Raw genomic sequence first — 22,842 nt, 5'->3', positions numbered from 1 at the left:
GCGGGGAGGGTGGTGCTAGGAGGCGATCACGATCAGTGACAGCTGCTCAGCGACCAGTGCCAGCTCGCCATCAGCAACCCGCTCGACGGCCTTGCGCTGGGTCAGCAGCCATTGGCCGGGCTGCCGCGCGTCCAGTGACACCAGCTGCGAGCGTACCCGCACCTCGGACCCGCTCGGCACCGGCGCCAGGAAGCGGACCTTGTTCAAGCCGTAGTTGAGCACGTGGGCGATGCCGGGGAAGCCAGCGAGGGCGGCCACATCGTCCTCCACCGTCAGCGAGAGCAGCAGGAAGCCGTGTGCGATGGTCTGCCCACCCGGCATCTGGGCCTGCGCCCGCGCTGGATCGACATGGATCCAGTTGTGGTCGCCGGTGGCGTCGGCAAAGGCATCGATACGCGTCTGGTCCACGCGGGTCACGCCACTCAGCCGCTCGCTGGCTGCCCACTGCTGCAACGCCTGCAGGGCGGGAGGCAGGTCGCTGTCCGCACTCACGCCACACGCTCCAGCAAGGTCAGGATCGCGTCACGTGCCTCTGGTTCGGACAGCATCGGAGCGTGCCCCACATCGGGCACTTCGACCAGACAGGTACTTTCCGAGGTGGCCGCCATCTGCCGCGCGACATCGGCTGGCAGGATGTCGGACAGCGCACCGCGTACCACCAGCACCGGCACCCGGGCGGTCAGTCCGCGAACCGCGCGCCACAGCACCGGACGCAACAGCCACAGCAGCCATGGCCGGGTGGTGCGGATCACCGCCGGGTCGTAGTCCAGTTCCAGCAGGCCATCGCTTCGTGGGCGGAAGGTGCGCACCGCCATCTGCCGCCAGTCGTCGGTGCTGAAGCGAGGGAACGCGGCCTTGCCGATGGATTCCACGTAGGCCGTGGCCTGCACCAGGTCCATCGGCGGGACCGGCTTGCCGGCGTACTTGCCGATCCGTGCCAGCGCCTCGCGTGGCACCTTGGGGCCGGCATCGTTGAGCACCGCGCCCGCGATCCGCTCGGGCGCGCGCGAGGCGAGGGTGATGGTCACCAGCACGCCCAGCGAGGTGCCGACGAACACCGCCTTGTCGATGTTCTGCGAGCGCAGCAACGCAACCATGTCATCCGCATAGGCACGTGGGTTGTAGCTGGACGGGTCATATGCGCGTTCCGATCCTGCACGACCACGCAGGTCGACCGCGATCACGCGCCAGCCCTCGGCGGTGAGTACATCGGCAAGCGCATCGAAATCGGCGCCATTGCGGGTCAGTCCTGGAATGCAGACCACTGTGCCACGCGCTGCCTGCCCCGCATCGGGTGCATGGTCGCGCGCATGCAGGCGCAATCCATCATTGCTGTTCCAGTACAGGTCGTCGTAAGACTGCGTCATGCAGAAGCTTCCTGAAGATCGTAACGGATGCGCTAGAAATCGTAACGGACGCTGAGGCTATATTGGCGCGGTGGGCCATAGAAGCCAATCAGCGTGCCGACCGCCGGGATGTTGTAGCCGGTGGTGCGGTATTCCTTGTCGGCCAGGTTGGTGCCCAGCAGCGAGAAGGTCCACGCATCGTCCAGGCGCCAGATGACGCCGGCATTGACCAGCCCGTAACCCTGCTGTCGGATCACCGGGCTGAGGTCAGTGGTCGGCCACACTTCGCTCTGGTAGCTGTAGCTCACCCGTGCCGACAGGTTGCTGCCGTTGGCCAGGTCGGTGCGGTATTCCACATTCAGCGCCCCCGAGAATTCCGGGGCATTGGTGAACTTCATCTGCCTGGCCACGTTGATGCCGCGGTCCATGTACTCGTCGTACTTGGTATCCAGCCATGCCAGGTTGCCGGAAATCAGCCAGTGCTGGCTGGGCAGGTACTGATACTCGACTTCCAGGCCTTTGACGGTACCGGCGCCGGCATTGGTGAAATCACCGAAGAATGAATCGTCGATGCCATCGCCGTTGGTATCCAGACCGGTGAACACCGACAGCTGGATGTCCTTGTACTTGTTGTAGAACGCCGACAGGTTCAGGAACAGGCGCTGGTCGAGGAAGGCCATCTTGCTGCCGACTTCGTAGCTGTCCACGGTCTCGTCATCGAACGGCTCCGCCGAGCGCGGTACCGCCACCGCGTTGGCGCGGATGTTGTAGCCACCGGACTTGAAGCCACGCGTCGCCAGGCCATAGACCATGATGTCCGGGGTGATCTGGTAGTCCAGCGAGACCTTGGGCGAGACGTTCTTGAAGTTGGTCTTCTTGTCGAAATCGGCGGTCACCGCCACCGGCCGGCTGAAGCCCGGGTCGGCGTAGAGGCGGTTCAGCACGATCGCGCGCTTGTCCTCGTCGGTGTAGCGGGCGCCGACATCGAGCTTCAGTCTGCTGGTCAGGTCGAAGGTCCAGTCCGCGTACAGCGCGATGCTGTCGGTCAGCACCTTGCCCTGGTTGTCGGCGAACTGCGCACTGAAGTAGTTGTTCTGGATCTGCCCGCCAGCTTCGCCGCTGAACTGGTACAGGCCGACCACGCCGCGCACCCGGCCGCCGGCATCGTAGTTCACCTGCACTTCGTTGCTGACCTGGTCGTCGTGGTAGGTGCCACCCACGTCGGCGAGCTTGACCGGCGCGGTATCGAAGTCGATGTTGGCCTCGCTGTCCGATTCACGCTTGGCGATCACGTACTTCAGTGCGATGTCTTCGTTCGGCCGCCAGTTCACCGTGGCCGAGGCGCCCTTGCTCTCCACGTTGTTGAGGTTGCGCATGCCCGAGCGGATGTCATAGCGGCTGTCCATCGGCGGGTAGGCGCGCAGGAACGGATTGGGCGCCAGCATCTTCGAGCCGCGCATGCCGGACTGATCGTCGATCCAGTCCAGTGCGAACTGCACGTCGAAGTCATCGCCCGCATACGCGCCCAGGTTCAGGCGTGCCGCGTTGATCTGCTTGTCGCTGACCGGCTGGCCGTTGAAGGTGTTCTCGCCAAACCCGTCGTGGTTCATGCTGGCCACCGCTACACGGGCGCGCAGGCCGCTGTCGGCACCGCCGATCGGGCCGCCGATGGCCGCCTTCGCATCCAGCTGGCTGTAGTTGCCCACGGTGATCTGGGCGAAGCCCTCGGCCTGGGTGGGCAGGCCGCGCGAGATGTACTTGATCGCGCCGCCGATGGTGTTCTTGCCATACAGCGTGCCCTGCGGGCCGCGCAGCACCTCGATGCGCGAGACATCGAACACATCCAGCAGCGCACCCTGCGGGCGCGCGATATAGACGTCATCCAGGTAGATGCCCACGCCCGGATCGGCGCCCCAGGTGGGATCGGACTGGCCGATGCCACGGATGTAGGCGGTGACCGTGCTGCTGGCGCCGCGGGCAGCGTAGATGGTGAGGTTGGGCACCTGCGCATCCAGGTCGCTGATGTCCTGGACATTCATCTTGTCCAGCGCCTCGGAGGTAAACGCAGTGACGGCAACCGGCACCTCCTGCAGGGTTTCCTCGCGCTTGCGTGCGGTGACCTTGATGCTGTCCAGGTTGATGGGTGATGCAGTCCTGTCCGCCGTCGGCGTGGCCTGGGGCGCTTCCTGGGCCAGTACCGGCCCGGAAGCCAGCAGCGCGCCGATCATGAGACTCAAACAATTCCGTTTCATTCGGTCCTCCCCCAGACAGGTGCTTGCAGATGGCCCATTGCCACCCCTGCAGCCAAGGCTAGCGGTGTCATCGGGCAGCGGCGAGTGGACCTAGGTCCAGTCGGCAGCGGCCGCCGGATGCGGATACTGGGCGCGCCCCCAGCCGGAAGCGCATCCCGGTACCCCTTCATCCACGACTCACCCATGAGGATCTGGCCATGAAATCCGGAATCGATTCGATCAAGGTTGTACTGCTGGTGCTGTGCAGTTGGCTGGCAATGGCGGGCAGTGCCCTTGCTGCAGGCCCGGCCGGGCATTGGGACATTGGCCTGTACGGCAATCTGTTCGGCGCCCGCGAATACCAGGTGTGGGTGCCCGCCGGCTACGACGACACACAACCGCTGCCTTTGCTGCTGGTGCTGCACGGCTGCGTGACCGGACCGAACCTGATGGGCGAGGCCTCGGGCTTCAACGATGTGGCCGACACCGAAGGCTTCATCGTGGTCTACCCCCGGCAGAACGTCACCTCCAATCCGGCCCGCTGCTGGAATTGGCAGCTGCCGATCAACCAGGCACGCGACAGTGGCGAGCCCTCGCTCCTGGCCGGCATCGTGGAGAAAGTGAAGGCGGCTTACAGCGTTGATCCGCATCACGTGTACGTCACCGGCATTTCGGCGGGCGGCGCGATGACCTCGATCATGCTGGCCTGCTATTCGGATGTGTTCGCCGCAGGTGCCATCCATTCCGGTGGCATGTTCAAGGGCGCGACCACGATTTCCGGTAGCGCCTACGCACTGTTGGCCGGCAGCATCTACTCGCCGGACAGCAACGGTCGCCTGGCATGGCAGTGTTCGGGCTCACCGACGCCGCGACCGCTGCCGGTGCTGGTGTTCCATGGCAGTGCCGACCTGACCGTCAACCCGGTGAACGGGCAGCAGGCCGTGCGCCAGTTCCTGCAGACCAATGACCTGGCCGACGACGGCATGGACAACGATTCGGTGAAGTACGTGCCGACCAGCACCTATCACGGCCAGGTGCCGGGTGGCCGCGCGTATACCGTCGACACCTATGCCTACGGCGGCAGGACGCTGGTCCAGCACTATGTGGTGCAGGGCATGGGGCATGCGTGGAGCGGCAGCCAGTCGGGCCTGCCATTCACCGATCCGAAGGGGCCGGATGCCACGCTGATCACCTGGTTGTTCCTGAGGGACCACCAGCGCTGAAGGGGCTTCTGTTGCAGCGTCGAGCTTGATCGACGGTCAAAGGCCCCATGCTAGCCTTCCCCCTGGCAGGATTGCCTGACAGGGGGAAGGCCTGGAAACCCGACACCGAAATTCCATCGTATTGGCTGCATCCGGCATGCTCGCACTGGCACTGTCCGCAAATGCGCTCGCGCATCCGGGCGGGCTCGACAAGCAGGGTTGCCACACCAACCGGAAAACGGGTGAGTGTCACTGCCATCGAGCCGCTCCAGCCGCCCCTCGATACGTCGACACTCCGCGCAGCAGTTTCGCCCCTGCCCCCGCGCGCGATTCCCGGGCATTTGCCAACTGCGCGGAGGCCCGCGCCGCCGGGGTTGCGCCGGTACGGCGTGGTGATCCGGGGTATGGCCCGCACCTCGATCGTGACAATGACGGCGTGGGCTGCGAACCCTATCGGGGCCGCAGGTAGGGCATGGTCCGCCTGGCTTCAACTCCCGTTTCCCCGGGTTCGTCGGCCATCGCCGGGAGTGGTCGCACGATCTCCCCGTATTGCAGGGATATCCCCTAGGCTGTTGTGATTGAACTGCAAGGATGAAAGCAATCATGAAGCGCTGGATTTTCCTGGCATTGGCCACGCTCCCGTTCGCCGCCGGTGCCGTGGTCATCCGCGATGATGTTGACGATGCCAGGTACCGGATCGACGCATCGGTGTTCCCGGCACTGGCAGACATGCCGGGCGAGGGGCACGGCGTCCTGATCGCACCGCAGTGGGTGCTGACCGCCGCGCATGCCGCGCCGATGGAGGGGATGGGCGCCACCATCACCATCGATGGGAAGGGCTACGGCGTCGAGCGTGTCTTCCTGCACCCCGGCTACCGGAGGATGCCCGAGGCACTGGGCAAGGAAGCGATGGCAACCGGGAGCGCGTCGAAAATCCACGCGTTTCTGGCGGCGTCGGATGACATCGCACTTATCAGACTTGCCGCCCCGGTGAGCGATGTGCCGCCGGTCGCACTCTACCGTGGCGCCGACGAGGTCACGCAGGTCGCCACCCTGATAGGGAAAGGCGCCACCGGCAACGGTGCCGTGGGCCTGGCGCCCGGCGGGCCGCATCGTACGGCGCTGCGGCGAGCCTGCAACGCGATCACCGGCGGCAACACGCGCTATCTCTGGTACCGGTTCGATCCACCTCCGCAGGGCCTGCCCCTTGAGGGCGTGCTCGGCAACGGCGACAGCGGCGGCCCGCTGCTGATCAGTAAGGAAGGCACCTGGCAGCTGGTGGGCCTCGGCTCCTGGATCACCGCCGTTCCCGAGCATGCGCTTGAGGCGGGCTTCTATGGCCAGGTGGTCTACAACGTCCGCGTGTCCCGCTACCTCAACTGGATCGAAACCATCATTGAGCGTGACGCGTCACGTTAATCGTGCATCCGGGCAGCCTTCCGCGCAGGTGTTCGCCCGGTCTCAAGTCATGCGACGGGTGTTCGTATCCTTCCCGCCATGGCTTCTTCGTTCAAATTTCCTGCGTGCGTGACCGCGTCCCGGCCATCCGGCTGGGTGCAGAGCGGCGAGCGCTGGGATCTGTGGTGGAACGGTCGTTCGGTGGCCAGTATCGTGCCGCATGCGGTGCTCGGGTTCCGCCTGTATCTGGACGCACGCAAGATGTCACAGGCCAAGGTCGTGTCCGCCGCCAGCGCCCGTCAGGCCAAGCGCTACGCCGAGCGCTGGTGTGCTGCACGGCTCTGCCCGCAGTTGCCTCTGCGCGATGCGGTGGCGCGGTTGGTGGCTGTTGCGCCCGGCGCGGGCGCCGTGCCCTCGCAGGCACTGACGCGGGAGCAGCGGCAGCAGGCCCGGCGCCTGGCTGAAGCCGGGGCAGGGGAGATGGGGCGGATCAAGGAAGCGCTGGCGCCGCGGCCACACATGATGGCCGCCAGGCCCGAGGTGCAGGGGCGAGGTGGAGCCTGGTCTGTGTCCGGCCAGATTCCATCCTCCCCGCACCGAAACGGGAATACATCCCCAACCAGAGCTACGCCGAAAGCTCCTCACGCACGATCCGGGCCCCTTCGCTGAGCGCACGCAGCTTGCCACGTGCCACTTCACGGGCCAGCGGCGCCATGCCGCAGTTGGTGCTCGGGTAAAGCTTGTCGGCATCCACGAACTGCAGAGCCTTGCGCAGGGTGTTGGCTACTTCATCGGCGGTCTCCACCGTGCTGGACGCCACGTCGATGGCGCCCACCATCACTTTCTTTCCGCGTACCAGTTCGATCAGGTCGATCGGCACGTGCGAGTTGTGGCATTCCAGCGAGATGATGTCGAGGTTGGAGGTCTGCAGCTTGGGGAACGATTCTTCATACTGGCGCCATTCCGATCCCAGCGTCTGCTTCCAGTCGGTGTTGGCCTTGATGCCGTAGCCGTAGCAGATGTGCACGGCGGTCTCGCACTTCAGTCCTTCGATCGCACGCTCCAGCGCGGCTACGCCCCAGTCGTTCACTTCGTCGAAGAATACGTTGAAGGCCGGCTCATCGAACTGGATGATGTCGACGCCAGCGGCTTCCAGCTCCTTCGCTTCCTCGTTGAGGATCTTCGCGAACTCCCAGGCCAGCTTCTCACGGCTCTTGTAGTGCGCGTCGTACAGGGTGTCGATCATCGTCATCGGGCCAGGCAGCGCCCACTTGATCGGCTGCGTGGTCTGCCGGCGCAGGAACTTCGCATCCTCCACGAACACCGGTTTCGGACGGCTCACTGCGCCGACCACGGTCGGCACGCTGGCATCGTAGCGGTTGCGGATGCGCACGGTCTCGCGCTTCTCGAAATCAACGCCGCTGAGGTGTTCGATGAAGGTGGTGACGAAGTGCTGCCGGGTCTGCTCGCCGTCGCTGACGATATCGATGCCGGCATGCTGCTGTTCCTGCAGGGACAGGCGCAGGGCATCCTGCTTGCCTTCAGTCAGGCCTTCGTCCTGCAGCTTCCAGGGCGACCAGAGCTTTTCGGGTTCTGCCAGCCAGGACGGCTTGGGCAGGCTGCCGGCGGTGGAGGTAGGGAGCAGTTTCTTCGTCGACATTGCGTCTTGTTTCCTGGGGGCGAATGGAAAATCGATGGATCAGCGGGCAGCCCACTGCTCAAGCACGGCGCGATACGGCTTGATGAAGTGTTCTTCGGTGAACTTGCCCTGCTTGACCGCCAGCTGGCTGCGCTCTTCGCGGTCGTAGACGATGCGGGTGGACGAATAGTCCTGGTGCTTCAGGCTGGGCTGGTAGACCTTGCCGGCCACAGAGTTGGCGTTGTAGATCTCCGGGCGGTAGATCTTCTGGAACGCTTCCATCGTGCTGATGGTGCCGATCAGTTCCAGATTCGAGTAATCCCCCAGCAGGTCGCCCTGGAAGTAGAAGGCAAGCGGCGCCACGCTGCCCGGTGGCATGAAGTAGCGCACCTGCAGGCCCATCTTGTCGAAATACTGGTCAGTGGGAGAGAACTCGCCCTGGCGGTATTCCACGCCCAGGATCGGATGGTGGTTCTCGGTGCGGTGGTAGGTCTTGCTGCTGGATACGCTGATGCAGATCACCGGCCCCTTGCTGAAGTTGGCACTGTAGGCGTCAGACTCCAGGAAGTGCTTGAACAGCTTGCCATGCAGGTCGCCAAAGCCTTCCGGAATGCCGAAGGTGGCCTTGCCCTCGTTGCTGGCCGGCAGCACCACGCTGAAATCGTAGTCGCGCACGTAGGACGAGAAGTTGTTGCCGACGATACCCTCGGTACGCGCACCGGTCTGCGTGTCGACAATGGTTGGGCGCAGGACCTCGATCAACGGGAACGGATCACGGCCATCGCTGCCGTCGATGTGCATCTCCACCGAGATGATGTCCAGCTCGACCGCATAGCGATCCGCGCTCGGGTTGTCCCAGTGCGCCAGATCGTTGAAGCGGTTGTTGATCATGCTGATCGTGTTGCGCAGGTTCTCCTGCCGGGATGCGCCGCGCGCCAGATTGGCGAAATTGGTGGTGATGCGCGTGCCATCGGCGGGCTGGTAGTCCTCGTTGAAGGGGATGCGCGTGATGCTGAAGGTGAAGGTGTCGGTCGTCATGGGCGGCGTTCCGTGTTGCGGGGTGGCATCCGGATGCGGGCGAGGGCATCCGGCATTCAAAGCGCTGCGGCGGTCTCAAGGGCGGTGGCACGATGGCGGGGCAGCGCCAGCAGCGGCATGGCCCGCCGTACCGCCAGTCGCGCCCGCTCGATCAGGGCGTCGCTGTGCACGCGGCCGTCGGCGAAATCGCGATCGGTGGCGTAGACACCCAATGGCAGGGTGCGCGCCTGGAAGAAGCTGAAGAGCGGGCGCAGCTGATGGTCGATCACCAGCGAGTGGCGCTCGCTGCCACCGGTGGCGGCCAGAAGGATGGGGGTGTCGACCAGTGCGTCCTGGTGGATGAAGTCGAAGAAGTGCTTGAACAGCCCCGTGTACGAACCGCGGTAGACCGGCGTTGCCACCACCAGTACGTCGGCCTGTTCAACAGCAACCAGCTGCCGCTCCACAGCGTCGGGCAACTGTGAGCGCCACAGTGCGCCGGCCAGCTGCGGCGCCAGCTCACCCAGTTCGATCAGGTGTTGCTCGCAATGGATGTCCTCGCCGATCAGGTCCAGCAGATGCTCGGCCAGCGTGGCGGCCCTGGAAGGGCGTTGCAATCCGCCGGAGACGGCGACGATTCGAAGGGGGTGGGCAGGTGAAAGCATGACCCGATCCTAGTCAGCGCCTTCCATGACGTAAAATGGTATTACTTCACCAATCCATGAGCGAGATTCATCGTCATGCTGGAACGGATCCACCTCAGCATCGTGCAGCAGGTTGAGCAGCAGGGCTCGCTCACCGCCGCGGCCGGCGTGCTCAACCTGACCCAGTCAGCCCTGAGCCACAGCATGAAAAAGCTGGAGCAGCAGCTCGGCACCGATGTGTGGCTGCGCGAAGGCCGCAGTCTGCGGCTGACCCAGGCCGGGCAATACCTGCTGGCAGTCGCCAACCGCGTGCTGCCGCAGCTGGACCTGGCCGAGGAGCGGCTGGGCCAGTTCGCACAGGGCGAGCGCGGCGCGCTGCGCATCGGCATGGAGTGCCATCCCTGCTATCAGTGGCTGTTGAAGATCGTCTCGCCGTACCTGGCGGCATGGCCGGACGTGGATGTGGACGTCAAGCAGAAGTTCCAGTTCGGCGGCATCGGCGCGCTGTTCGGCTATGAGATCGACCTGCTGGTCACCCCCGACCCATTGCTGAAGCCAGGCCTGAAGTTCATTCCCGTGTTCGACTACGAGCAGGTGCTGGTGGTGGCCAGCAACCACGCCCTGGCCAAGGTGGACTACGTAAAGCCGCGCCAGCTCGGCCAGGAAGTGCTGATCAGCTACCCGGTGCCGTTCGAGCGCCTGGACATCTACAACCAGTTCCTGCTGCCGGCCGGCATCACGCCACGGCGCCACAAGGCCATTGAAACCACCGACATCATGATGCAGATGGTGGCCAGCGGCCGCGGCGTGGCCGCCATGCCGCGCTGGCTGGTGGAGGAGTACGCTGCGCGCATGGACGTCGTGCCCGTCCGCCTGGGTGCCAAAGGCATCCCCAAGCAGATCTACCTGGGCGCGCGCGAGGCCGATACCGGTATCGACTACCTCCAGGCCTTCATCGAGCTGGCCCGTAACAGCTCGCCGCTTGCCGGCAATGTGGGCGGAGCGCGTTGATGTCGGCAGGCATGTCACTGCGGGCGGACGCCTTCCTCAACGCCTTTTCACTGGAAGTCAGCGCGAAAGCCATGCCTGCGCTGCGCGCCGAGGCGGCCCGCATACCGCGCGGCACAATCATCTCCATTCCCTGGCTGGCCAGCGAGGACGACGATGCACGCCTGGCCGCCGCATGCGCGGTGCGCGAGCTCGGCTTCGAGCCGATGCCGCATCTCTCCGCGCGGCGTATCGGGTCACACGCAGCGCTTGAGCGCTTCCTGGAACGTACCGCCGGCGAAGCCGGGGTCGCGCGTTGCCTGCTGATCGCGGGTGACCTGGCCACGCCCATCGGACCATTTGCAGACAGCGCGTCGATCATCGAGACCGGTCTTCTGGAGCGACACGGTATCAAGGTCGCCGCCATCGGCGGGCATCCGGAAGGCCACCCGGTAATGAGCAGTGACGAACGCTGGCAGGCGCTTCAACACAAATGCCAGCGCATCGAAGCACGCGGCATGGCCCCCTTGATCGTCACCCAGTTCGCGTTCGATGCCGATACCGTGCTGACCTGGCTGGATGCACTGCGCACGCGTGGCATCACCGTTCCGGTGCTGGTCGGTGTGCCGGGTCCGGCCAGCATCACCCGCTTGCTGCGTTATGCGGCGATGTGCGGCGTAGGCGCCAGTGCATCGATGCTCGCCCGGTATGGCATCTCGATCGGCCGCCTGCTCGGAACGGCGGGGCCGGAGGTTTTCGTCGATCGCCTGGTGAAGGGGTTGACCAGCGCGCATGGCCAGGTCAGTCCGCACCTGTTCCCGTTCGGCGGTGTTGCGCCCTCGCTGGAGTGGATCGAGCGGTACCGGCAGCGTGTTCGCGGTGCGCGCGGCGTAATCCACGAAGACTGACAGCTGTCACTGGTCGCCATTGGGGCGGAAGCGAATAGTGAGCGCCAAGGCGAGGGCCCCTCGCCACCTTCACCAAGGGACCGCTCATGTTCGTCGGCAAGTACTGCCGGTACCTGGCCTCGTTGCGGATGGATGCGGCAGGCAAGGGGCTGAAACCGCAGGCTCACTGACCTGGTAGTGCCGGCCGCTGGCCGGCTTCCCCATGCAGCGTTGCGCGGGGCTGGCGCAGGCGTCACGATGCCCGCCACTGGCCAACACCGGAAACGCTGACGTCATGAAGACCACATCCTGGTTCTGGATCAACGTGGCCAGTCACTTCGGCATTGTCGCAGCCCTGGCCTGGCTGCCCGCACGGTGGACGGGGCAACTTGTGGAAGCCCTGGCCGGAACTCAGCCGGCTATCGGCGACATCCGCCATTTGGCCTTCATAGGCTCCATGTTCGGCTTTTGCGTGACCGCACTGATCCTGATGGGGGCACTGACAGTCACCGGCGAACTGCTGGGTTTCTCCAGGCCCTATGCGCGACGGTCGGAGGCCCAGAACGAAGCGCAGGCCGTCCACCGGAAGGTACTGCTGACTGCATTCGCCACGCTCTCTTGGGTGGCCGTGGGATCGCTTGCCGGTATTGCGTCGATCTTCGCGGCCTCGTCATGAAGGGCGACCCTGTCAGCGCCCAGCGTGCCGGAACGGATGGGTGCGTGAACTGGGGGGCTGCTCACGCCTCCCCACGCCACTGGCTCATCAGCATCTGCAGGAATCGCTCCGCCGTGGGCGAGAGCAGGGCGCCGCGGCGGCGGACGATGCCGATCGTGCGTGACACCACCGGGTTGCCGATCGCGCGCGTCACCAGGGTGGGGTGATCCCCATCTGGCGTGGCCATCTTCGGCAGCACTGACACGCCGATGCCGGCCTCGACCATGCCCAGTGACGTCGACAGGTGCGTCACTTCATAGTGCCAGCTCAGCTTGAGGTTCTCGCGCGCGAGCGCTCCGTCCAGCAGCGTGCGGTTACCGCTGGTGCGATGCACGGTGATCAACTGGTGCTCGGCCAGGTCAGCCCATTCCACCTTGCGCTTGCGGGCCAGCGGATGATCGCGCCGGCAGGCGAGGACGAAGGGGTCCTCAGCCAGTACGTCGAAGTCGAGATTCGGATCGTTGGCGCCCATGAAGTTTATGCCGAACTCGACTTCGCCACGTTCCACTGCCTGCAGGCCCTCCGTGGCCGGGATATCCAGAATGCGGAAGCGCACGTTCGGGTGCGCTTCGTGGAAACGCGCCATCACGCTGGGCAGGAAATAGAACGCGGCCGTAGGCAGGCAGGCGATGGTGACGGTAGCGCCGCGGGTGTCTTCGCGGCCGCGCAGTGAGAACAGTGATCCATCGAATTCCTCCAGCATGCGACGCACCAGCGGCAGCAGGTTCTCACCGACGGCAGTGGTGCTGACGCTGCGCGTGGTGCGCTCCAGCAGCGGCGAACCCACGGCCTGCTCCAGCTTCTGGATCCGGCGGCTGAGTGCCGGCTGGGAGACATGCAGGATCTCCGCCGCCCGATGGAAGCTGCGCGTCTCCGATACCAGCAGGAACGCGCGTAGATCGAGAATTTCGCAATTGATGCTCATTAGGTATCAATCATCTAAAAATCAGCAATTCACAGATTAATTCGGGTCATGCCAGTATCGAATCACAGAGGGGTCATTCATCCCCTATACGCATCAATCTAGCACACGTATGTCCAACGATCTGCTCAGCATTCCCTGCGTGCTCATGCGCGGCGGCACCTCCAAGGGCCCATTCTTCCTGGCCAGCGACCTTCCGGCGAACACCGCCGAACGCGATCGCCTGCTGTTGGAAGTGATGGGGTCGGGTCATCCGCTGCAGATCGACGGCATCGGTGGTGGCAACGCGCTGACCAGCAAGGTGGCCATCATCGACAGATCCAGCCGGGCAGATGCCGACGTGGACTATCTGTTCGCCCAGGTAAGGGTGGAGCAGCAGGTGGTGGACACGTCCCCCAACTGCGGCAACATGCTGGCGGCGGTGGGCCCGTATGCCATCGAGCGGGGGCTGGTGCAGGCTCAGGATCCGCAGACCGAGGTGCGCATCCACAACGTCAACACCGGCAAGCTGATCATCGCGACGGTGGAAACGCCCGGCGGCAATGTGGTCTATCGCGGTGATACGCGCATTGCCGGCGCGCCGGGCTCGGCCGCGCCGGTCAGGCTTTCTTTCCTTGATGCGGCGGGCGCCCGCACTGGCAAGCTGCTGCCCAGCGGGCACGCGCAGGAATCCATCGATGGCGTCCCGGTCAGCCTGGTGGACTGCGCCATGCCGATGATGCTGGTGCGTGCCGAAGACCTGGGCGTACGTGGTGATGCTTCGCCCGCCGAACTGAACGCGGACGCGGCGTTCATGCGCCGGCTGGAAGCGCTGCGCATCGAGGCAGGTGCCCGCATGGGCATCGCCGACGCCGGCAACACCGTCATTCCCAAGCCAGTGCTGCTGTCGGCGCCGCAACAGGCGGGCGATCTGCAGGTGCGCTATTTCATGCCGCACCAATGCCACACCGCACTGGCCATTACCGGAGCGGTCGGCCTGGCCACCGCCGCCGTCACGCCGGGCACGCTGGCCCACACTTTGGTCGGATGCCTGTCCGTTCCCGGCAGCATTACCCTCGAACATCCGAGCGGGGCCCTGGAGGTGGGTCTCAGTCGCAGTTCGGACGATACGCCGGTGATTGCCAGCGTGGTCCGCACCGCACGCCGACTGTTCGACGGTCGGGTATATGCAACGTCGCCCGCGCATGCCACGGCCAGTACCACCCACGACCGCCAATGGACGTCAGCGGCATGATCTGAAACCGGCTGGGTCGGCACAGGCGTGCCTGCCCCGCCACCACAACGTAGATGCTTCACTCCTGGGAGGGATGATGTACAAGCAGTTCCTGATGGTCGCGCTGTGCGCGGCCGGCCTGGCCGCGGCCGGGTGCAGCAACAGCGGCCGCGCCGAAGGTGAGACCACAGGCAGCGCTGACAACGCACCGGTGCGCATCAGCGTCGGTTCTTACAACCTCAACAACCTGCCGTTCTTCATCGCCGACGCCAAGGGGTACTTCAAGGACGTCGGCCTGCAGGTGAAGACCGAGAACTTCGCCCAGGGCGGCTCCAAGGTACTGCAGGCGCTGGTGGCCAATTCCACCGATGTGGCCGTCGGCTTCTACGACCACACCATCCAGATGCAGGCCAAGGGCAAGGACGTGGTTGCCTTTGTGCTGCTTTCGCGCAATTCCGGGCTGGTGATGGCCGGCCGCGAAGATGCCACCTTCGATCCGGCCCGGCCGGAAACCATCAAGGGCCAGAAGGTCGGGATCACCGCGCCGGGCTCCTCGTCAGACTTCTTCGTCCGTCACTTTCTCGCCCAGCATGATATTCCGGCCGACAGCATCTCGCTGATCGGCGTCGGCTCCGGCGCCGCAGCGGTTGCTGCCCTGGAGCAGGGCAAGATCGACCTGCTGGTCAACTACGACCCGGCTGCCACCCTGATCACCGAGCGCAAGGTCGGCAAGATCCTCCTCGACGCGCGCAGCGACGACGGCGCCCGCCAGGTCTATGGCGGCTTGTACCCGACCTCGGTGATGTATGCCAACCAGAGCTTCCTGGACAAGCGCCCCGAAGCGGCCGAGAAGATCGCCCGTGCCGAGCAGATGGCATTGAAGTTCATCGCCGACAACAGTGCCGAAGAGATCGTTGCCGCGCTGCCGGACAGCTACGTCTCCGGCGACCGCGCCACCTATGCCCGCGCGGTGGAGAACGCCCGCGCGATCTTTACCCGGGACGGTCACTTCACGCCGGCCGACCTGGAAACCCCACTGAAGGTGCTGCGCGAGTTCAACACGGATGTGGCCAAGGCCAACATCGATCTGTCCAGGACCTACACCAATGCCTTCGTCGAGCGTGCCAACGCTGCGGCGCCGGCTGCCCAACCGTAAGCGGAGGTAACCCCATGGCCCTCAATGCCACCGTGCGCCAGTTCAATGGCGCACCGCAGCTGGAGCCTGCACAGACCATGGTCGCCCTCAACAAGGTGACCATGTCCTTCGGTGAATTCACCGCCGTTCGTGATGTCGACATCCAGGTGGGTGACGGCGAGTTCCTTGCCATCGTCGGCCCGACCGGCTGCGGCAAGAGCACCATCCTCAATTCCGTGGCGGGGCTGCTGAAGCCGTCTTCCGGGCAGGTCAGCATCGACGGCCGCGCCGTCAGCGGTGTGCAGGAGTCGGTCGGCTACCTGTTCCAGCAGGATGCGCTGCTGCCGTGGAAGACGGCTTACCAGAATGTTGAACTCGGCCTGCGCTTCCGCGGCGTGCCCGAAGCCGAACGCAAGGCCAAGGCCAACGCGTGGCTGGCCAAGGTCGGCCTGGCGGGTTTCGAGCATCGCTACCCTCACCAGCTGTCCGGTGGGCAGCGCAAGCGTGTGCAGATGGCGCAGGCGCTGATCGTCGAGCCGAAGGTGATCCTGATGGATGAACCGTTCTCGGCGCTGGACATCCATACCCGGCACCTGATGCAGAACGAGCTGCTGCGTCTTTGGCAGGAGGACCGGCGCTCGGTGATCCTGATCACCCACGATCTGGAAGAAGCGATCGCCCTGGGGGATCGCGTGGTGGTGCTGTCCTCCGGCCCAGCCAGCCGCGTGGTGCGCAGCTTCGACGTGGATCTGGAACGTCCGCGCAACGTGGCCGAGATCAAGCTGGATGACCGTTTCACCGACCTGTACCGCGACATCTGGGCCTGCCTGCGCGGCGAAGTGGAGAAGAGCTATGCACGCCAAGACTGACAAATTCATCCAGCTGGCCCTGGTAGTCGCCGTTTTCGGCGGCTGGGAAGGCGGGATCGCGCTGGGCGTGATCGATCCGTTCTTCTTCCCTTCGCCGACGGCGATCGTGCAGCAGGCCTGGACCTGGTTGTCCGATACCTCGTTCTACCAGCACGTCTACATCACCCTGACCGAAACCGCGCTGGGCTACATCATCGGCACCGGTCTGGGTGTCGCCGGCGGTGTCTGGCTGGGCCTGAGCCGCCGCTCGGCGCGCATCCTCGATCCCTTCATCAAAGGCTTCAACGCAATTCCGCGCGTGGTGCTGGCGCCGATTTTCGTGTTGTGGCTGGGGCTGGGCCTGTGGTCGAAGGTGGCGCTGGCGGTCACCCTGGTGTTCTTCACCACGTTCTTCAATGCCATGCAGGGCGTGCGCGAGGTGAATCCGGTGGTGCTGGCCAATGCCCGCATCCTGGGCGCAAGCCGCAGCGACCTGCTGCGCCATGTCTACTTCCCGGCAGCAGCCAGCTGGATCCTGTCCTCGCTGCGCACCTCGGTGGGCTTCGCGGTGGTCGGCGCGATCATCGGTGAGTACCTCGGGGCCTCGGCGGGCCTGGGTTACCTGATCGCGCAGGCCGAGGGCAACTTCAATGCCGTGGGCGTGTTCGCCGGCATCATCATCCTGGCCGCCTTTGTGCTGGTCATCGACGCCCTGCTGGACGTGGTCGAGAACAAGCTGATCACCTGGCGTCCCAACGCCCAGGCACAGGCCACCAGCTGAACCGGCCGCGCTGAGCCGGCCTGCCGCGCCGCCGGACCGATCCGGCGGCGCGCACTTCTTCCCCCGATCTTCCCCCGCACCACCGCAACAGGCCAGCGCCGGGCCAGGGGGCCGGCTGGCCGGAGAGAGAGCCCATGAATCATTCCACCGTGCTGCCGCTGGCAGCGCTGTCGGTCGCGCTCGGCCTGCTGTTGGCCAGCGGTCACGCAGGCGCCCAGTCCACTTCGCCCCCGCCCGCACCACTGAGCCAGGCCGAACTGTCACGCCTGGTGCAGCAGCAGGCGCTGCAGATCCAGCAATTGGAAGCGCGCCTCCGCGCTGTGGAGGGCGGGCAGGGCACTGCGGCCGCACCGCCCGCGCAACCCGCACCTGCGCTGGAGACTCGGTTGGCCGCACTGGAATCGGGGCAGCCCAAGCTGCCGAAGGTTTCCTGGGCCAAGGGCGCACCGGAGCTCAGCAGTGCCGACGGCAATACGGTGTTCCGTCCCCGCGGACGCCTGTTCGTCGATGCCTCCAGTACTGACGGTTCCGCGGTCGCCGACCGCAACGTTTCGGGAACGGAGATCCGTTCGGTGCGCTTGGGCGCAGAGGGACGCTACGGCACCCTGGGCTGGGTGGTGGAGGGCGACTTCGCCGACAACGCGGTGGCCTGGAAGTCGGTCTATGTCACGCTGGACCACACCCTGTTCGGCCTGCCGGCCGATCTCACGGTTGGCAATCGCTTGAATGATCGCGGTATCGATGGCTCCAGCAGCACCTCCAACACGCCATTCCAGGAGCGCAACGTGGTCGGCACGCTGATGCTGCCGCAGCGCGGCCTGTTTGGTGTCGGGCTGACCGAGCGCGTGTATGGAAAGGGGTGGCATGCCAGCGTGTCGGTGGCCGGCAACGATCTCAACAACGCCGGCACCGACAACGACAGCCAGACCTGGGCCACGCGCGTGCACTGGAACCCCGTGGCCAGCGACGCGGTCACGGTGCACCTGGGGGCCTGGGCGTTCCACGAGGAGATCGCCGCAGGCGCCAGCGGCGTTGTTCGCAGTTCGGCCATCGCGGGGCATTTCAACGATCTGGTCAAGATCGCGCCGGGCACACTGCTGGGCGCCGAGCGCAGCACGGCTTACGGTGCCGAACTGGCCGGCTTCTTCGGGCAGGCGTGGGCGACCGGCGAATGGGGCACCCGCAGCCTGCGGGGGAGCGACGCCAGCGGCCGTTACGATCGTGACCACGAGGCCTGGGCGATCTCGGCCGGCTGGTTCCTGGCTGGCGCACGCCCGTCCTACACGGGAAAGACCGGTACCTGGGGGCGCGTGAAGGTGGCCGACCCGGTGACACGTGGCGGTCGCGGTGCATGGGAGCTGAAGGGCCGCTATGAAGACGTGGACTATGCCGAGTTGCCCAGTGGCGGCACCGGCCACGCATGGACGCTGGGCGCGAACTGGTACCTCAACGATTTCAGCCGCGTGATGTTCGAAGCCGTCCGTTGGCAGACCCGCCACCGCAGTGGCAGTGCAGCTGGCAGGGATGAAGGCACTACCTTCAATACCCGCCTGCAGCTGGCATTCTGACATCGATACGCCGCCCGCGCGCCGATCAGAGCAGCAGCAGCGCTCCGATCAGCGCGGGCGGCATCACCAGCGCGCCGACGCGCAGGAAGTCGAGCGCGCTGACATGCTCGCCCTCGCGACGCAGCGCCACCAGCCACAGCATCGTGGCCAACGAGCCGGTCACCGACAGGTTCGGGCCCAGGTCCACGCCAACCAGCAATGCGGCACGGGTATGTGCCGGCAGCTCTGCCATCTGGCCCAGCGAACCGGCCGCCAGGCCGACCGGCAGATTGTTGGCCAGGTTGCTGAGAAATGCGGCCGCACCACCCGCCAGCCAGCTGGCCTGCTGCGGCGACGCCTTCGCCAGCGCCTGCAGGGCGCCGGCTGCACTCTGGATCACGCCGGTCTGCGCTACCGCTTCCACCAGCACGAACAGCCCGGCCACCAGCGGCAGCACGCCCCAGGATACGTGGCGCAGCAGCGGCAGCGGGCTGCGGCGCTGACGAACCACCACCGCCGCCACGCTCAGTGCACCGGCGCAGAACGTGGCCAGGCCCAGCGGTCCGCTAAGTGCAGAGGTCACCAGCAGAACGCTGCCGGTGAACAGCACACCCAGCGCACTCAGGCGCCCGCCCTCGGTCAGCGGGCGATGCTGCGGCGCGGCCACCAGCGGCTGTGCGATCTCGCGCCGGTGCACCCAGCGCAGCACAAGATAGGTGGCACCGATCGCCGCCAGCGAGGGCAGTGCGAACTGCGCCAGCCATTGCAGCAGCGGCGGCATGTGCTGCCCGTACACCACCAGGTTGGCGGGGTTGGAGATGGGCAGCACGAAGCTGGCCGCATTGGCGATGAAGGCACAGACGAACAGGTAGGGCAGGGGATTGGCGCGGGCCGCCTTGCAGGCCGCGTAGACCGCCGGGGTCAACACCACGGCGGTCGCATCATTGGAAAGAAACACCGTTACCAGCGTGCCGACCAGGAACACCAGGTCGAACAGGCGCCGCCCCGAGCCGCCTGCATGCCGCACCGCATACATCGCCAGCCAGTCGAACAGCCCTTCGCGGCGGGCGAGCTCGGCCAGCACCATCATGCCGACCAGGAAAAGGTAGACGTCGCGGCCTTCGGCGACTGCGTGCCAGGTAGTGCCGAACGACACGGTGCCGCTGAGCGGAAGCAACGCGGCCGCGCCGAGCGCCCACACGTACTCCGGGATGCGGAACGGGCGGAACAGCAGGCCGACAGTGGCAACGGCCACCGCAATCCAGATGATGAGCGAAGAATGGGAAGCGAGCATGGAGTAGGGGCGTGCGCGGTGCCATCCATCGACCCCGCCGCCAATTCTCCGGCGTATGTGATCGGCGTGCAGGCGCCCGCTGCGATCAGTGCAAGTGCCGGGGTTGCGGCATCATACCGTGCCGACTGCCCAGCGAATGCCCTGGCGCGGCGCGGTCCGTGACGGCCGCGCCAAGGCATTCAACACGGCGCCTACTGCGTCGCGCACTCCACCTTGCGATCGAACTCGGTGCCCAGTACGAGAGAGGTGATCGCAAGCGTTGTGCCCTTCCAGACGCGTTGGCACTGGCCGGCTTCGACAACGAACGCTGGACCGAGCTGGTCGAGCCGGGCATCACCGTGCTTGAGCAACCGGTTGAGGAGATGGGGCGGGCCGCGATGTCGATGCTGCTTGAACGCCTGCGCACGCCGGAGCTGCCGGTGCGCCGACTTGTGATGACGGGCCGGTGCGTGGCCAGAAGGTCGACGGCTGCGCGATAGCTCGACGCCCGATTGCGGCGACCCTGAGAGCGCCGTCCGGGTGTTGGCGGGCCAGCCGTTGTCTGTTACAAGCCATCTGTACACGCAGACACGATGGATGATCGCCTTGTCAGAGCCTTATTCAGCGCTGCTCCGCCTGCAGTTGTGCCACGAAGATCTCTCCAGATGGCTGGCGGCGCCCGTGCCCGCAGCATCCCGATGGTCCGACTGGCGATGCATCGCCGGGCAGTGGCACCTGGGCAACGGCGAATACCTGGCCTCTTCAAGCGACGAGGCGTTGGATCACCTGCTCGCGGACTGCCAGGCGCTGCTGGCTCGCTACCCCGACAATCGCGCCGCATTGAACGCCTTCCTGGCATCTGCACAGGCTGAAAATATCCGGGTTGCCGCCTATGACCGCAACAGCACGCATTTTGTTGCAGGATCGCTGACCTATTCGGAAAGCCTCTACGATCTCATCGCGTTTCTCGCTGTGGCACGAGGCGCCGCCGACTTCCTGAAGGCGGGCGACCCGGGCGTGGCACTGATCCACGACTACCTATGGGCCGAGGAAGGTGAGCGGGAGACCGTTGCCGCGATTGCGCTGGTCGGCCAGGGGGACTCCAGCTTCCTGCCTTCCACGGACCTGGATACCGCGACCGCGCCCTTCGAGACATTGGTGGAGGCCATGCTGGAAGCCCAGGAAGACCCGGAGTTTCATCCGCGCAACCAGCTCGATCGGCTTTGACCAACGCCGCGTGGAACCCACAGAGACGACCGCCAAGGGCCCCGACATGAAAGGACATCACGCCCCCCACGTGCGCCGCCGCATGCGTCGGCTCTTCGCATTTGGCCTCTGCGCCCTGGCTGGACACGCCTTCGCCGGAACAACGCAACCGGCACGCACCTGGCTTGTCAGTGGAGTCGAACTCATCACCCTGCTGCAGGGCAAAGGCGCTGATGGGTTCTGCGACGGCGAGCAGTGCCGGAACCTGTCCAGCGCTCGCGCCAGCGCCTATATCCAGGGCGTTGCCGATGCCAGCCGCGGCCAGTGGTGTGGGCAGGGCCAGATCCTTCCACATGAGCTGGTGGATCGTGTTTCTTCCCATCTCCGGCAACTGCCCCGCGAGCGATTGCAGCAGGATGCGTCTCCTCTGGTTGTCGAAGGGCTGCGGGCGGCGTTTCCTTGTGGTCGCGGCACGACACCGCATAGCAGTGCCGAGCCCGGCAAAGAAGGATGACACAGGCCGCCACCCGCTTGGCGGCTGTACGAGTGCTCTACACGCGCGCGGCATGATGCGCTCATGGCAGCCGGCATCCCCGCGGGCCACACTGCATGTTCCGTCTGTAGCCGGAGCGGTGCAATCAGTGCGCGGGCGGCTCGGTACGCGCGTCCCCCACCACGCGTCGAACCGTCTCCCGCAACTGATCGATGTGGAAGGGTTTGGCCACGAAAGCTGCGCGGCGGTGGCGCTGCGGCACCAGCTGGTTGTAGACGGCAGAGACGAACAGATAGGGGATGCCGAGCTCCGCCAGGCGATCAGCCACGGGAAACACCACGCCGTCACGGAGTTCGACATCCAGCACGGCGCCGTCGAATCGCTGGGTGTCCAACAGTCCCAGCGCGTCGAACACGCTGTACGCGTGTGTCACCTGGTCGCCTGCGTCTTCAAATGCGTGTTCCATCAGTGCTGCCAGGTCGAGCTGGTCTTCCACCAGCAGCAGGTTGCATCTGCGCTGGTTCAATCCGGATTGCATGTGTGTAGCCTGTGCCGCGACGGGAACCCCAGTCTGTGCTGTGCTGCATCAACGTGATGCGTGCGGGTTGTCAGCCCGATGCGAAGCCCTTGAAGCGCGCTGGCAGCACCGTGGAGGCGGCGTGTAGGACCGGCTGGAGTGCGTTGACAGCGTCTTGGCACGTGCCATGGATACTGCCGCCGTCCCCACACTGGAGCTCCTGTCATGCCGCTATCCGGAACCGACGCTGCCTCTCGCTCTCCGCGTGTGCTGCGTGTCGAATGCATGCTACTGGACTGCGGCGGCGCTGCAATCGTAGTGGAGCTGGATCGCACGCCTGAACGGACGTGGATGAAGTCGCTGAGGCGAGTCCTGCAGGCTGACGACGCCCTGGAGGGCGCGAAGGCCAAGTTCGATGGGCGTTTCGTGTATGTCGTGGGGGTTGAGGGAGGCGGTCATCGCGCGCAACATCGGGTAGCCCAGGCACTGATGGCGACGGAAGGTGCATTCGCCTCGGGTGCCGGCCTCCAGCGCCCGAGCGCCGGCACGGCACTGTCCGGCACGATGACGACCTGACTGCAGACCGGGCCCGGCCCAGCGTTGCTGGTGGATGGCGGTCCGCCCATCGTCCTGCTGCGATGCATGTTCTCGTCGGCCGCCTTTTCTTCTTCCAGCGTCTCCAGCAGCAGCGGCAGGGCGTCCTGTAGCCCGGCTGCTTGGCCATCGCAGCAATGGTGCCGTAGGACGCAATCCCGCAATGCCCGGCCTTCGTGCTGCTGAAGAAACGCTGCGCACACTCCTTACGAAAGGCGCGAGTACACGCCTGGTGCGCATTCCGAGC

At 65.5% G+C, this 22,842-nt stretch carries 24 protein-coding genes and 2 pseudogenes; 16 read left to right on the top strand and 10 right to left on the bottom strand.

Annotated elements, in window-relative coordinates; all coding sequences use genetic code 11:
- Positions 1 to 15: 15 nt before the first annotated feature.
- The 3 genes from ACW5IY_RS11650 to ACW5IY_RS11640 are packed head-to-tail and all read right to left on the bottom strand — an operon-like array spanning position 16 to position 3,574.
- The gene (locus tag ACW5IY_RS11650; RefSeq protein WP_043395926.1) at positions 16 to 492 is read right to left on the bottom strand and encodes a MaoC family dehydratase; all 477 of its coding nucleotides are present in this window, start codon (positions 490 to 492) and stop codon (positions 16 to 18) included.
- Entirely contained in the window at positions 489 to 1,367 is an 879-nt protein-coding gene (locus ACW5IY_RS11645; RefSeq protein WP_049433751.1) for an alpha/beta fold hydrolase, read from the bottom strand. Before ACW5IY_RS11645 ends, ACW5IY_RS11650 begins: the two co-directional genes overlap by 4 nt.
- A 32-nt stretch (positions 1,368 to 1,399) precedes the next feature.
- Positions 1,400 to 3,574, bottom strand: coding sequence for a TonB-dependent receptor (locus ACW5IY_RS11640; RefSeq protein ID WP_049433750.1), 2,175 nt, complete (start codon positions 3,572 to 3,574; stop codon positions 1,400 to 1,402).
- Between the two features lie 221 nt (positions 3,575 to 3,795).
- On the opposite strand from ACW5IY_RS11640, the gene ACW5IY_RS11635 reads away from it, so the two are divergent.
- The 4 genes from ACW5IY_RS11635 to ACW5IY_RS11620 all read left to right on the top strand — a co-directional run bounded on the left by ACW5IY_RS11635 (position 3,796) and on the right by ACW5IY_RS11620 (position 6,846).
- Positions 3,796 to 4,800 carry an extracellular catalytic domain type 1 short-chain-length polyhydroxyalkanoate depolymerase gene (locus ACW5IY_RS11635; protein ID WP_049433749.1) on the top strand — a complete coding sequence of 335 codons (1,005 nt, stop codon included), beginning with the start codon at positions 3,796 to 3,798 and terminating at the stop codon, positions 4,798 to 4,800.
- A 136-nt stretch (positions 4,801 to 4,936) separates the two neighbouring features.
- Entirely contained in the window at positions 4,937 to 5,248 is a 312-nt protein-coding gene (locus ACW5IY_RS11630; protein ID WP_100049917.1) for an excalibur calcium-binding domain-containing protein, read from the top strand.
- A 134-nt stretch (positions 5,249 to 5,382) separates the two neighbouring features.
- A complete protein-coding gene (locus tag ACW5IY_RS11625) occupies positions 5,383 to 6,198 on the top strand; it encodes a S1 family peptidase (RefSeq protein ID WP_049433794.1) in 816 nt (271 codons plus the stop codon).
- Between the two features lie 78 nt (positions 6,199 to 6,276).
- Entirely contained in the window at positions 6,277 to 6,846 is a 570-nt protein-coding gene (locus ACW5IY_RS11620) for a hypothetical protein (RefSeq protein WP_100049918.1), read from the top strand.
- Here the strand turns inward: ACW5IY_RS11620 and ACW5IY_RS11615 are convergent.
- Genes ACW5IY_RS11615 through msuE form a run of 3 tightly spaced genes read right to left on the bottom strand, consistent with a single transcriptional unit; the run spans position 6,803 to position 9,498 of the window.
- The gene (locus ACW5IY_RS11615) at positions 6,803 to 7,837 is read right to left on the bottom strand and encodes a methionine synthase (RefSeq protein WP_049433748.1); all 1,035 of its coding nucleotides are present in this window, start codon (positions 7,835 to 7,837) and stop codon (positions 6,803 to 6,805) included. The two genes, ACW5IY_RS11620 and ACW5IY_RS11615, sit on opposite strands and share 44 nt — an antisense overlap.
- Positions 7,838 to 7,876: 39 nt before the next feature.
- Positions 7,877 to 8,854: a DUF1852 domain-containing protein gene (locus tag ACW5IY_RS11610; protein WP_049433747.1), complete on the bottom strand. Its 978-nt coding sequence runs from the start codon at positions 8,852 to 8,854 to the stop codon at positions 7,877 to 7,879.
- Positions 8,855 to 8,910: 56 nt separating this feature from the next.
- The gene (gene msuE / locus ACW5IY_RS11605) at positions 8,911 to 9,498 is read right to left on the bottom strand and encodes an FMN reductase (protein ID WP_019337727.1); all 588 of its coding nucleotides are present in this window, start codon (positions 9,496 to 9,498) and stop codon (positions 8,911 to 8,913) included.
- Positions 9,499 to 9,573: 75 nt separating this feature from the next.
- Here msuE and ACW5IY_RS11600 point away from each other — a divergent pair, with 75 nt between their 5' ends.
- The 3 genes from ACW5IY_RS11600 to ACW5IY_RS11590 all read left to right on the top strand — a co-directional run bounded on the left by ACW5IY_RS11600 (position 9,574) and on the right by ACW5IY_RS11590 (position 12,027).
- Positions 9,574 to 10,488 carry a LysR family transcriptional regulator gene (locus ACW5IY_RS11600; RefSeq protein ID WP_010485658.1) on the top strand — a complete coding sequence of 305 codons (915 nt, stop codon included), beginning with the start codon at positions 9,574 to 9,576 and terminating at the stop codon, positions 10,486 to 10,488.
- Positions 10,488 to 11,372, top strand: coding sequence for a methylenetetrahydrofolate reductase (locus ACW5IY_RS11595; protein ID WP_049433746.1), 885 nt, complete (start codon positions 10,488 to 10,490; stop codon positions 11,370 to 11,372). Before ACW5IY_RS11600 ends, ACW5IY_RS11595 begins: the two co-directional genes overlap by 1 nt.
- A gap of 274 nt (positions 11,373 to 11,646) precedes the next feature.
- Positions 11,647 to 12,027, top strand: a complete 381-nt coding sequence (locus tag ACW5IY_RS11590; RefSeq protein WP_049433745.1) for a hypothetical protein — start codon at positions 11,647 to 11,649, stop codon at positions 12,025 to 12,027.
- A 61-nt stretch (positions 12,028 to 12,088) separates the two neighbouring features.
- Here ACW5IY_RS11590 and ACW5IY_RS11585 read toward each other — a convergent pair whose 3' ends face one another.
- Positions 12,089 to 12,991: a LysR family transcriptional regulator gene (locus ACW5IY_RS11585; RefSeq protein ID WP_010485668.1), complete on the bottom strand. Its 903-nt coding sequence runs from the start codon at positions 12,989 to 12,991 to the stop codon at positions 12,089 to 12,091.
- Between the two features lie 109 nt (positions 12,992 to 13,100).
- Between ACW5IY_RS11585 and ACW5IY_RS11580 the strand changes: the two genes are divergently transcribed.
- The 5 genes from ACW5IY_RS11580 (at position 13,101) to ACW5IY_RS11560 (ending at position 18,533) form a co-directional block, all read left to right on the top strand.
- Positions 13,101 to 14,222, top strand: a complete 1,122-nt coding sequence (locus ACW5IY_RS11580; protein WP_049433744.1) for a 4-oxalomesaconate tautomerase — start codon at positions 13,101 to 13,103, stop codon at positions 14,220 to 14,222.
- Positions 14,223 to 14,298: 76 nt separating this feature from the next.
- Positions 14,299 to 15,357 (top strand): ABC transporter substrate-binding protein, encoded by a 1,059-nt coding sequence (locus tag ACW5IY_RS11575; protein ID WP_049433743.1) that lies wholly within the window; start codon positions 14,299 to 14,301, stop codon positions 15,355 to 15,357.
- Between the two features lie 14 nt (positions 15,358 to 15,371).
- Positions 15,372 to 16,205, top strand: a complete 834-nt coding sequence (locus ACW5IY_RS11570; RefSeq protein ID WP_049433742.1) for an ABC transporter ATP-binding protein — start codon at positions 15,372 to 15,374, stop codon at positions 16,203 to 16,205.
- A complete protein-coding gene (locus ACW5IY_RS11565) occupies positions 16,189 to 16,965 on the top strand; it encodes an ABC transporter permease (protein ID WP_005409726.1) in 777 nt (258 codons plus the stop codon). Before ACW5IY_RS11570 ends, ACW5IY_RS11565 begins: the two co-directional genes overlap by 17 nt.
- A 134-nt stretch (positions 16,966 to 17,099) precedes the next feature.
- Positions 17,100 to 18,533, top strand: a complete 1,434-nt coding sequence (locus tag ACW5IY_RS11560; protein ID WP_049433741.1) for an OprO/OprP family phosphate-selective porin — start codon at positions 17,100 to 17,102, stop codon at positions 18,531 to 18,533.
- Positions 18,534 to 18,558: 25 nt separating this feature from the next.
- Here ACW5IY_RS11560 and ACW5IY_RS11555 read toward each other — a convergent pair whose 3' ends face one another.
- A complete protein-coding gene (locus ACW5IY_RS11555) occupies positions 18,559 to 19,806 on the bottom strand; it encodes an arsenic transporter (protein ID WP_049433740.1) in 1,248 nt (415 codons plus the stop codon).
- Positions 19,807 to 20,072: 266 nt separating this feature from the next.
- Here ACW5IY_RS11555 and ACW5IY_RS11550 point away from each other — a divergent pair.
- The 3 genes and pseudogenes from ACW5IY_RS11550 to ACW5IY_RS11540 all read left to right on the top strand — a co-directional run.
- A pseudogene (locus tag ACW5IY_RS11550) lies at positions 20,073 to 20,285 on the top strand (substrate-binding domain-containing protein); the annotation flags it as partial.
- A 97-nt stretch (positions 20,286 to 20,382) separates the two neighbouring features.
- Positions 20,383 to 21,012, top strand: a complete 630-nt coding sequence (locus ACW5IY_RS11545) for a hypothetical protein (protein ID WP_049433738.1) — start codon at positions 20,383 to 20,385, stop codon at positions 21,010 to 21,012.
- Between the two features lie 46 nt (positions 21,013 to 21,058).
- Positions 21,059 to 21,505: a Rap1a/Tai family immunity protein gene (locus ACW5IY_RS11540; RefSeq protein WP_239682878.1), complete on the top strand. Its 447-nt coding sequence runs from the start codon at positions 21,059 to 21,061 to the stop codon at positions 21,503 to 21,505.
- Positions 21,506 to 21,629: 124 nt separating this feature from the next.
- Here ACW5IY_RS11540 and ACW5IY_RS11535 read toward each other — a convergent pair whose 3' ends face one another.
- The gene (locus ACW5IY_RS11535; RefSeq protein WP_049433736.1) at positions 21,630 to 22,022 is read right to left on the bottom strand and encodes a response regulator; all 393 of its coding nucleotides are present in this window, start codon (positions 22,020 to 22,022) and stop codon (positions 21,630 to 21,632) included.
- 330 nt (positions 22,023 to 22,352) lie between these two features.
- Here ACW5IY_RS11535 and ACW5IY_RS11530 point away from each other — a divergent pair, with 330 nt between their 5' ends.
- Positions 22,353 to 22,577, top strand: a complete 225-nt coding sequence (locus ACW5IY_RS11530) for a hypothetical protein (RefSeq protein ID WP_049433793.1) — start codon at positions 22,353 to 22,355, stop codon at positions 22,575 to 22,577.
- A 20-nt stretch (positions 22,578 to 22,597) separates the two neighbouring features.
- Here the strand turns inward: ACW5IY_RS11530 and ACW5IY_RS11525 are convergent.
- Positions 22,598 to 22,770 (bottom strand): annotated as a pseudogene (locus ACW5IY_RS11525) (DUF892 family protein); the annotation flags it as partial.
- Positions 22,771 to 22,842 lie beyond the last annotated feature (72 nt).

Source organism: Stenotrophomonas sp. C-A, from assembly GCF_054030835.1.
This window is presented reverse-complemented; position numbering and strand designations above follow the sequence as displayed.

Excerpts from the sequence above, each read along its gene's own strand:
- ACW5IY_RS11645 (WP_049433751.1), bottom strand. The coding sequence starts at position 1,367 with ATGACGCAGTCTTACGACGACCTGTACTGGAACAGCAATGATGGATTG.
- ACW5IY_RS11640 (WP_049433750.1), bottom strand. The coding sequence starts at position 3,574 with ATGATCGGCGCGCTGCTGGCTTCCGGGCCGGTACTGGCCCAGGAAGCG.
- ACW5IY_RS11635 (WP_049433749.1), top strand. The coding sequence starts at position 3,796 with ATGAAATCCGGAATCGATTCGATCAAGGTTGTACTGCTGGTGCTGTGC.
- ACW5IY_RS11630 (WP_100049917.1), top strand. The coding sequence starts at position 4,937 with ATGCTCGCACTGGCACTGTCCGCAAATGCGCTCGCGCATCCGGGCGGG.
- ACW5IY_RS11625 (WP_049433794.1), top strand. The coding sequence starts at position 5,383 with ATGAAGCGCTGGATTTTCCTGGCATTGGCCACGCTCCCGTTCGCCGCC.
- ACW5IY_RS11620 (WP_100049918.1), top strand. The coding sequence starts at position 6,277 with ATGGCTTCTTCGTTCAAATTTCCTGCGTGCGTGACCGCGTCCCGGCCA.
- ACW5IY_RS11615 (WP_049433748.1), bottom strand. The coding sequence starts at position 7,837 with ATGTCGACGAAGAAACTGCTCCCTACCTCCACCGCCGGCAGCCTGCCC.
- ACW5IY_RS11610 (WP_049433747.1), bottom strand. The coding sequence starts at position 8,854 with ATGACGACCGACACCTTCACCTTCAGCATCACGCGCATCCCCTTCAAC.
- msuE (WP_019337727.1), bottom strand. The coding sequence starts at position 9,498 with ATGCTTTCACCTGCCCACCCCCTTCGAATCGTCGCCGTCTCCGGCGGA.
- ACW5IY_RS11600 (WP_010485658.1), top strand. The coding sequence starts at position 9,574 with ATGCTGGAACGGATCCACCTCAGCATCGTGCAGCAGGTTGAGCAGCAG.
- ACW5IY_RS11595 (WP_049433746.1), top strand. The coding sequence starts at position 10,488 with ATGTCGGCAGGCATGTCACTGCGGGCGGACGCCTTCCTCAACGCCTTT.
- ACW5IY_RS11590 (WP_049433745.1), top strand. The coding sequence starts at position 11,647 with ATGAAGACCACATCCTGGTTCTGGATCAACGTGGCCAGTCACTTCGGC.
- ACW5IY_RS11585 (WP_010485668.1), bottom strand. The coding sequence starts at position 12,991 with ATGAGCATCAATTGCGAAATTCTCGATCTACGCGCGTTCCTGCTGGTA.
- ACW5IY_RS11580 (WP_049433744.1), top strand. The coding sequence starts at position 13,101 with ATGTCCAACGATCTGCTCAGCATTCCCTGCGTGCTCATGCGCGGCGGC.
- ACW5IY_RS11575 (WP_049433743.1), top strand. The coding sequence starts at position 14,299 with ATGTACAAGCAGTTCCTGATGGTCGCGCTGTGCGCGGCCGGCCTGGCC.
- ACW5IY_RS11570 (WP_049433742.1), top strand. The coding sequence starts at position 15,372 with ATGGCCCTCAATGCCACCGTGCGCCAGTTCAATGGCGCACCGCAGCTG.
- ACW5IY_RS11565 (WP_005409726.1), top strand. The coding sequence starts at position 16,189 with ATGCACGCCAAGACTGACAAATTCATCCAGCTGGCCCTGGTAGTCGCC.
- ACW5IY_RS11560 (WP_049433741.1), top strand. The coding sequence starts at position 17,100 with ATGAATCATTCCACCGTGCTGCCGCTGGCAGCGCTGTCGGTCGCGCTC.
- ACW5IY_RS11555 (WP_049433740.1), bottom strand. The coding sequence starts at position 19,806 with ATGCTCGCTTCCCATTCTTCGCTCATCATCTGGATTGCGGTGGCCGTT.
- ACW5IY_RS11545 (WP_049433738.1), top strand. The coding sequence starts at position 20,383 with ATGATCGCCTTGTCAGAGCCTTATTCAGCGCTGCTCCGCCTGCAGTTG.
- ACW5IY_RS11540 (WP_239682878.1), top strand. The coding sequence starts at position 21,059 with ATGAAAGGACATCACGCCCCCCACGTGCGCCGCCGCATGCGTCGGCTC.
- ACW5IY_RS11535 (WP_049433736.1), bottom strand. The coding sequence starts at position 22,022 with ATGCAATCCGGATTGAACCAGCGCAGATGCAACCTGCTGCTGGTGGAA.
- ACW5IY_RS11530 (WP_049433793.1), top strand. The coding sequence starts at position 22,353 with ATGAAGTCGCTGAGGCGAGTCCTGCAGGCTGACGACGCCCTGGAGGGC.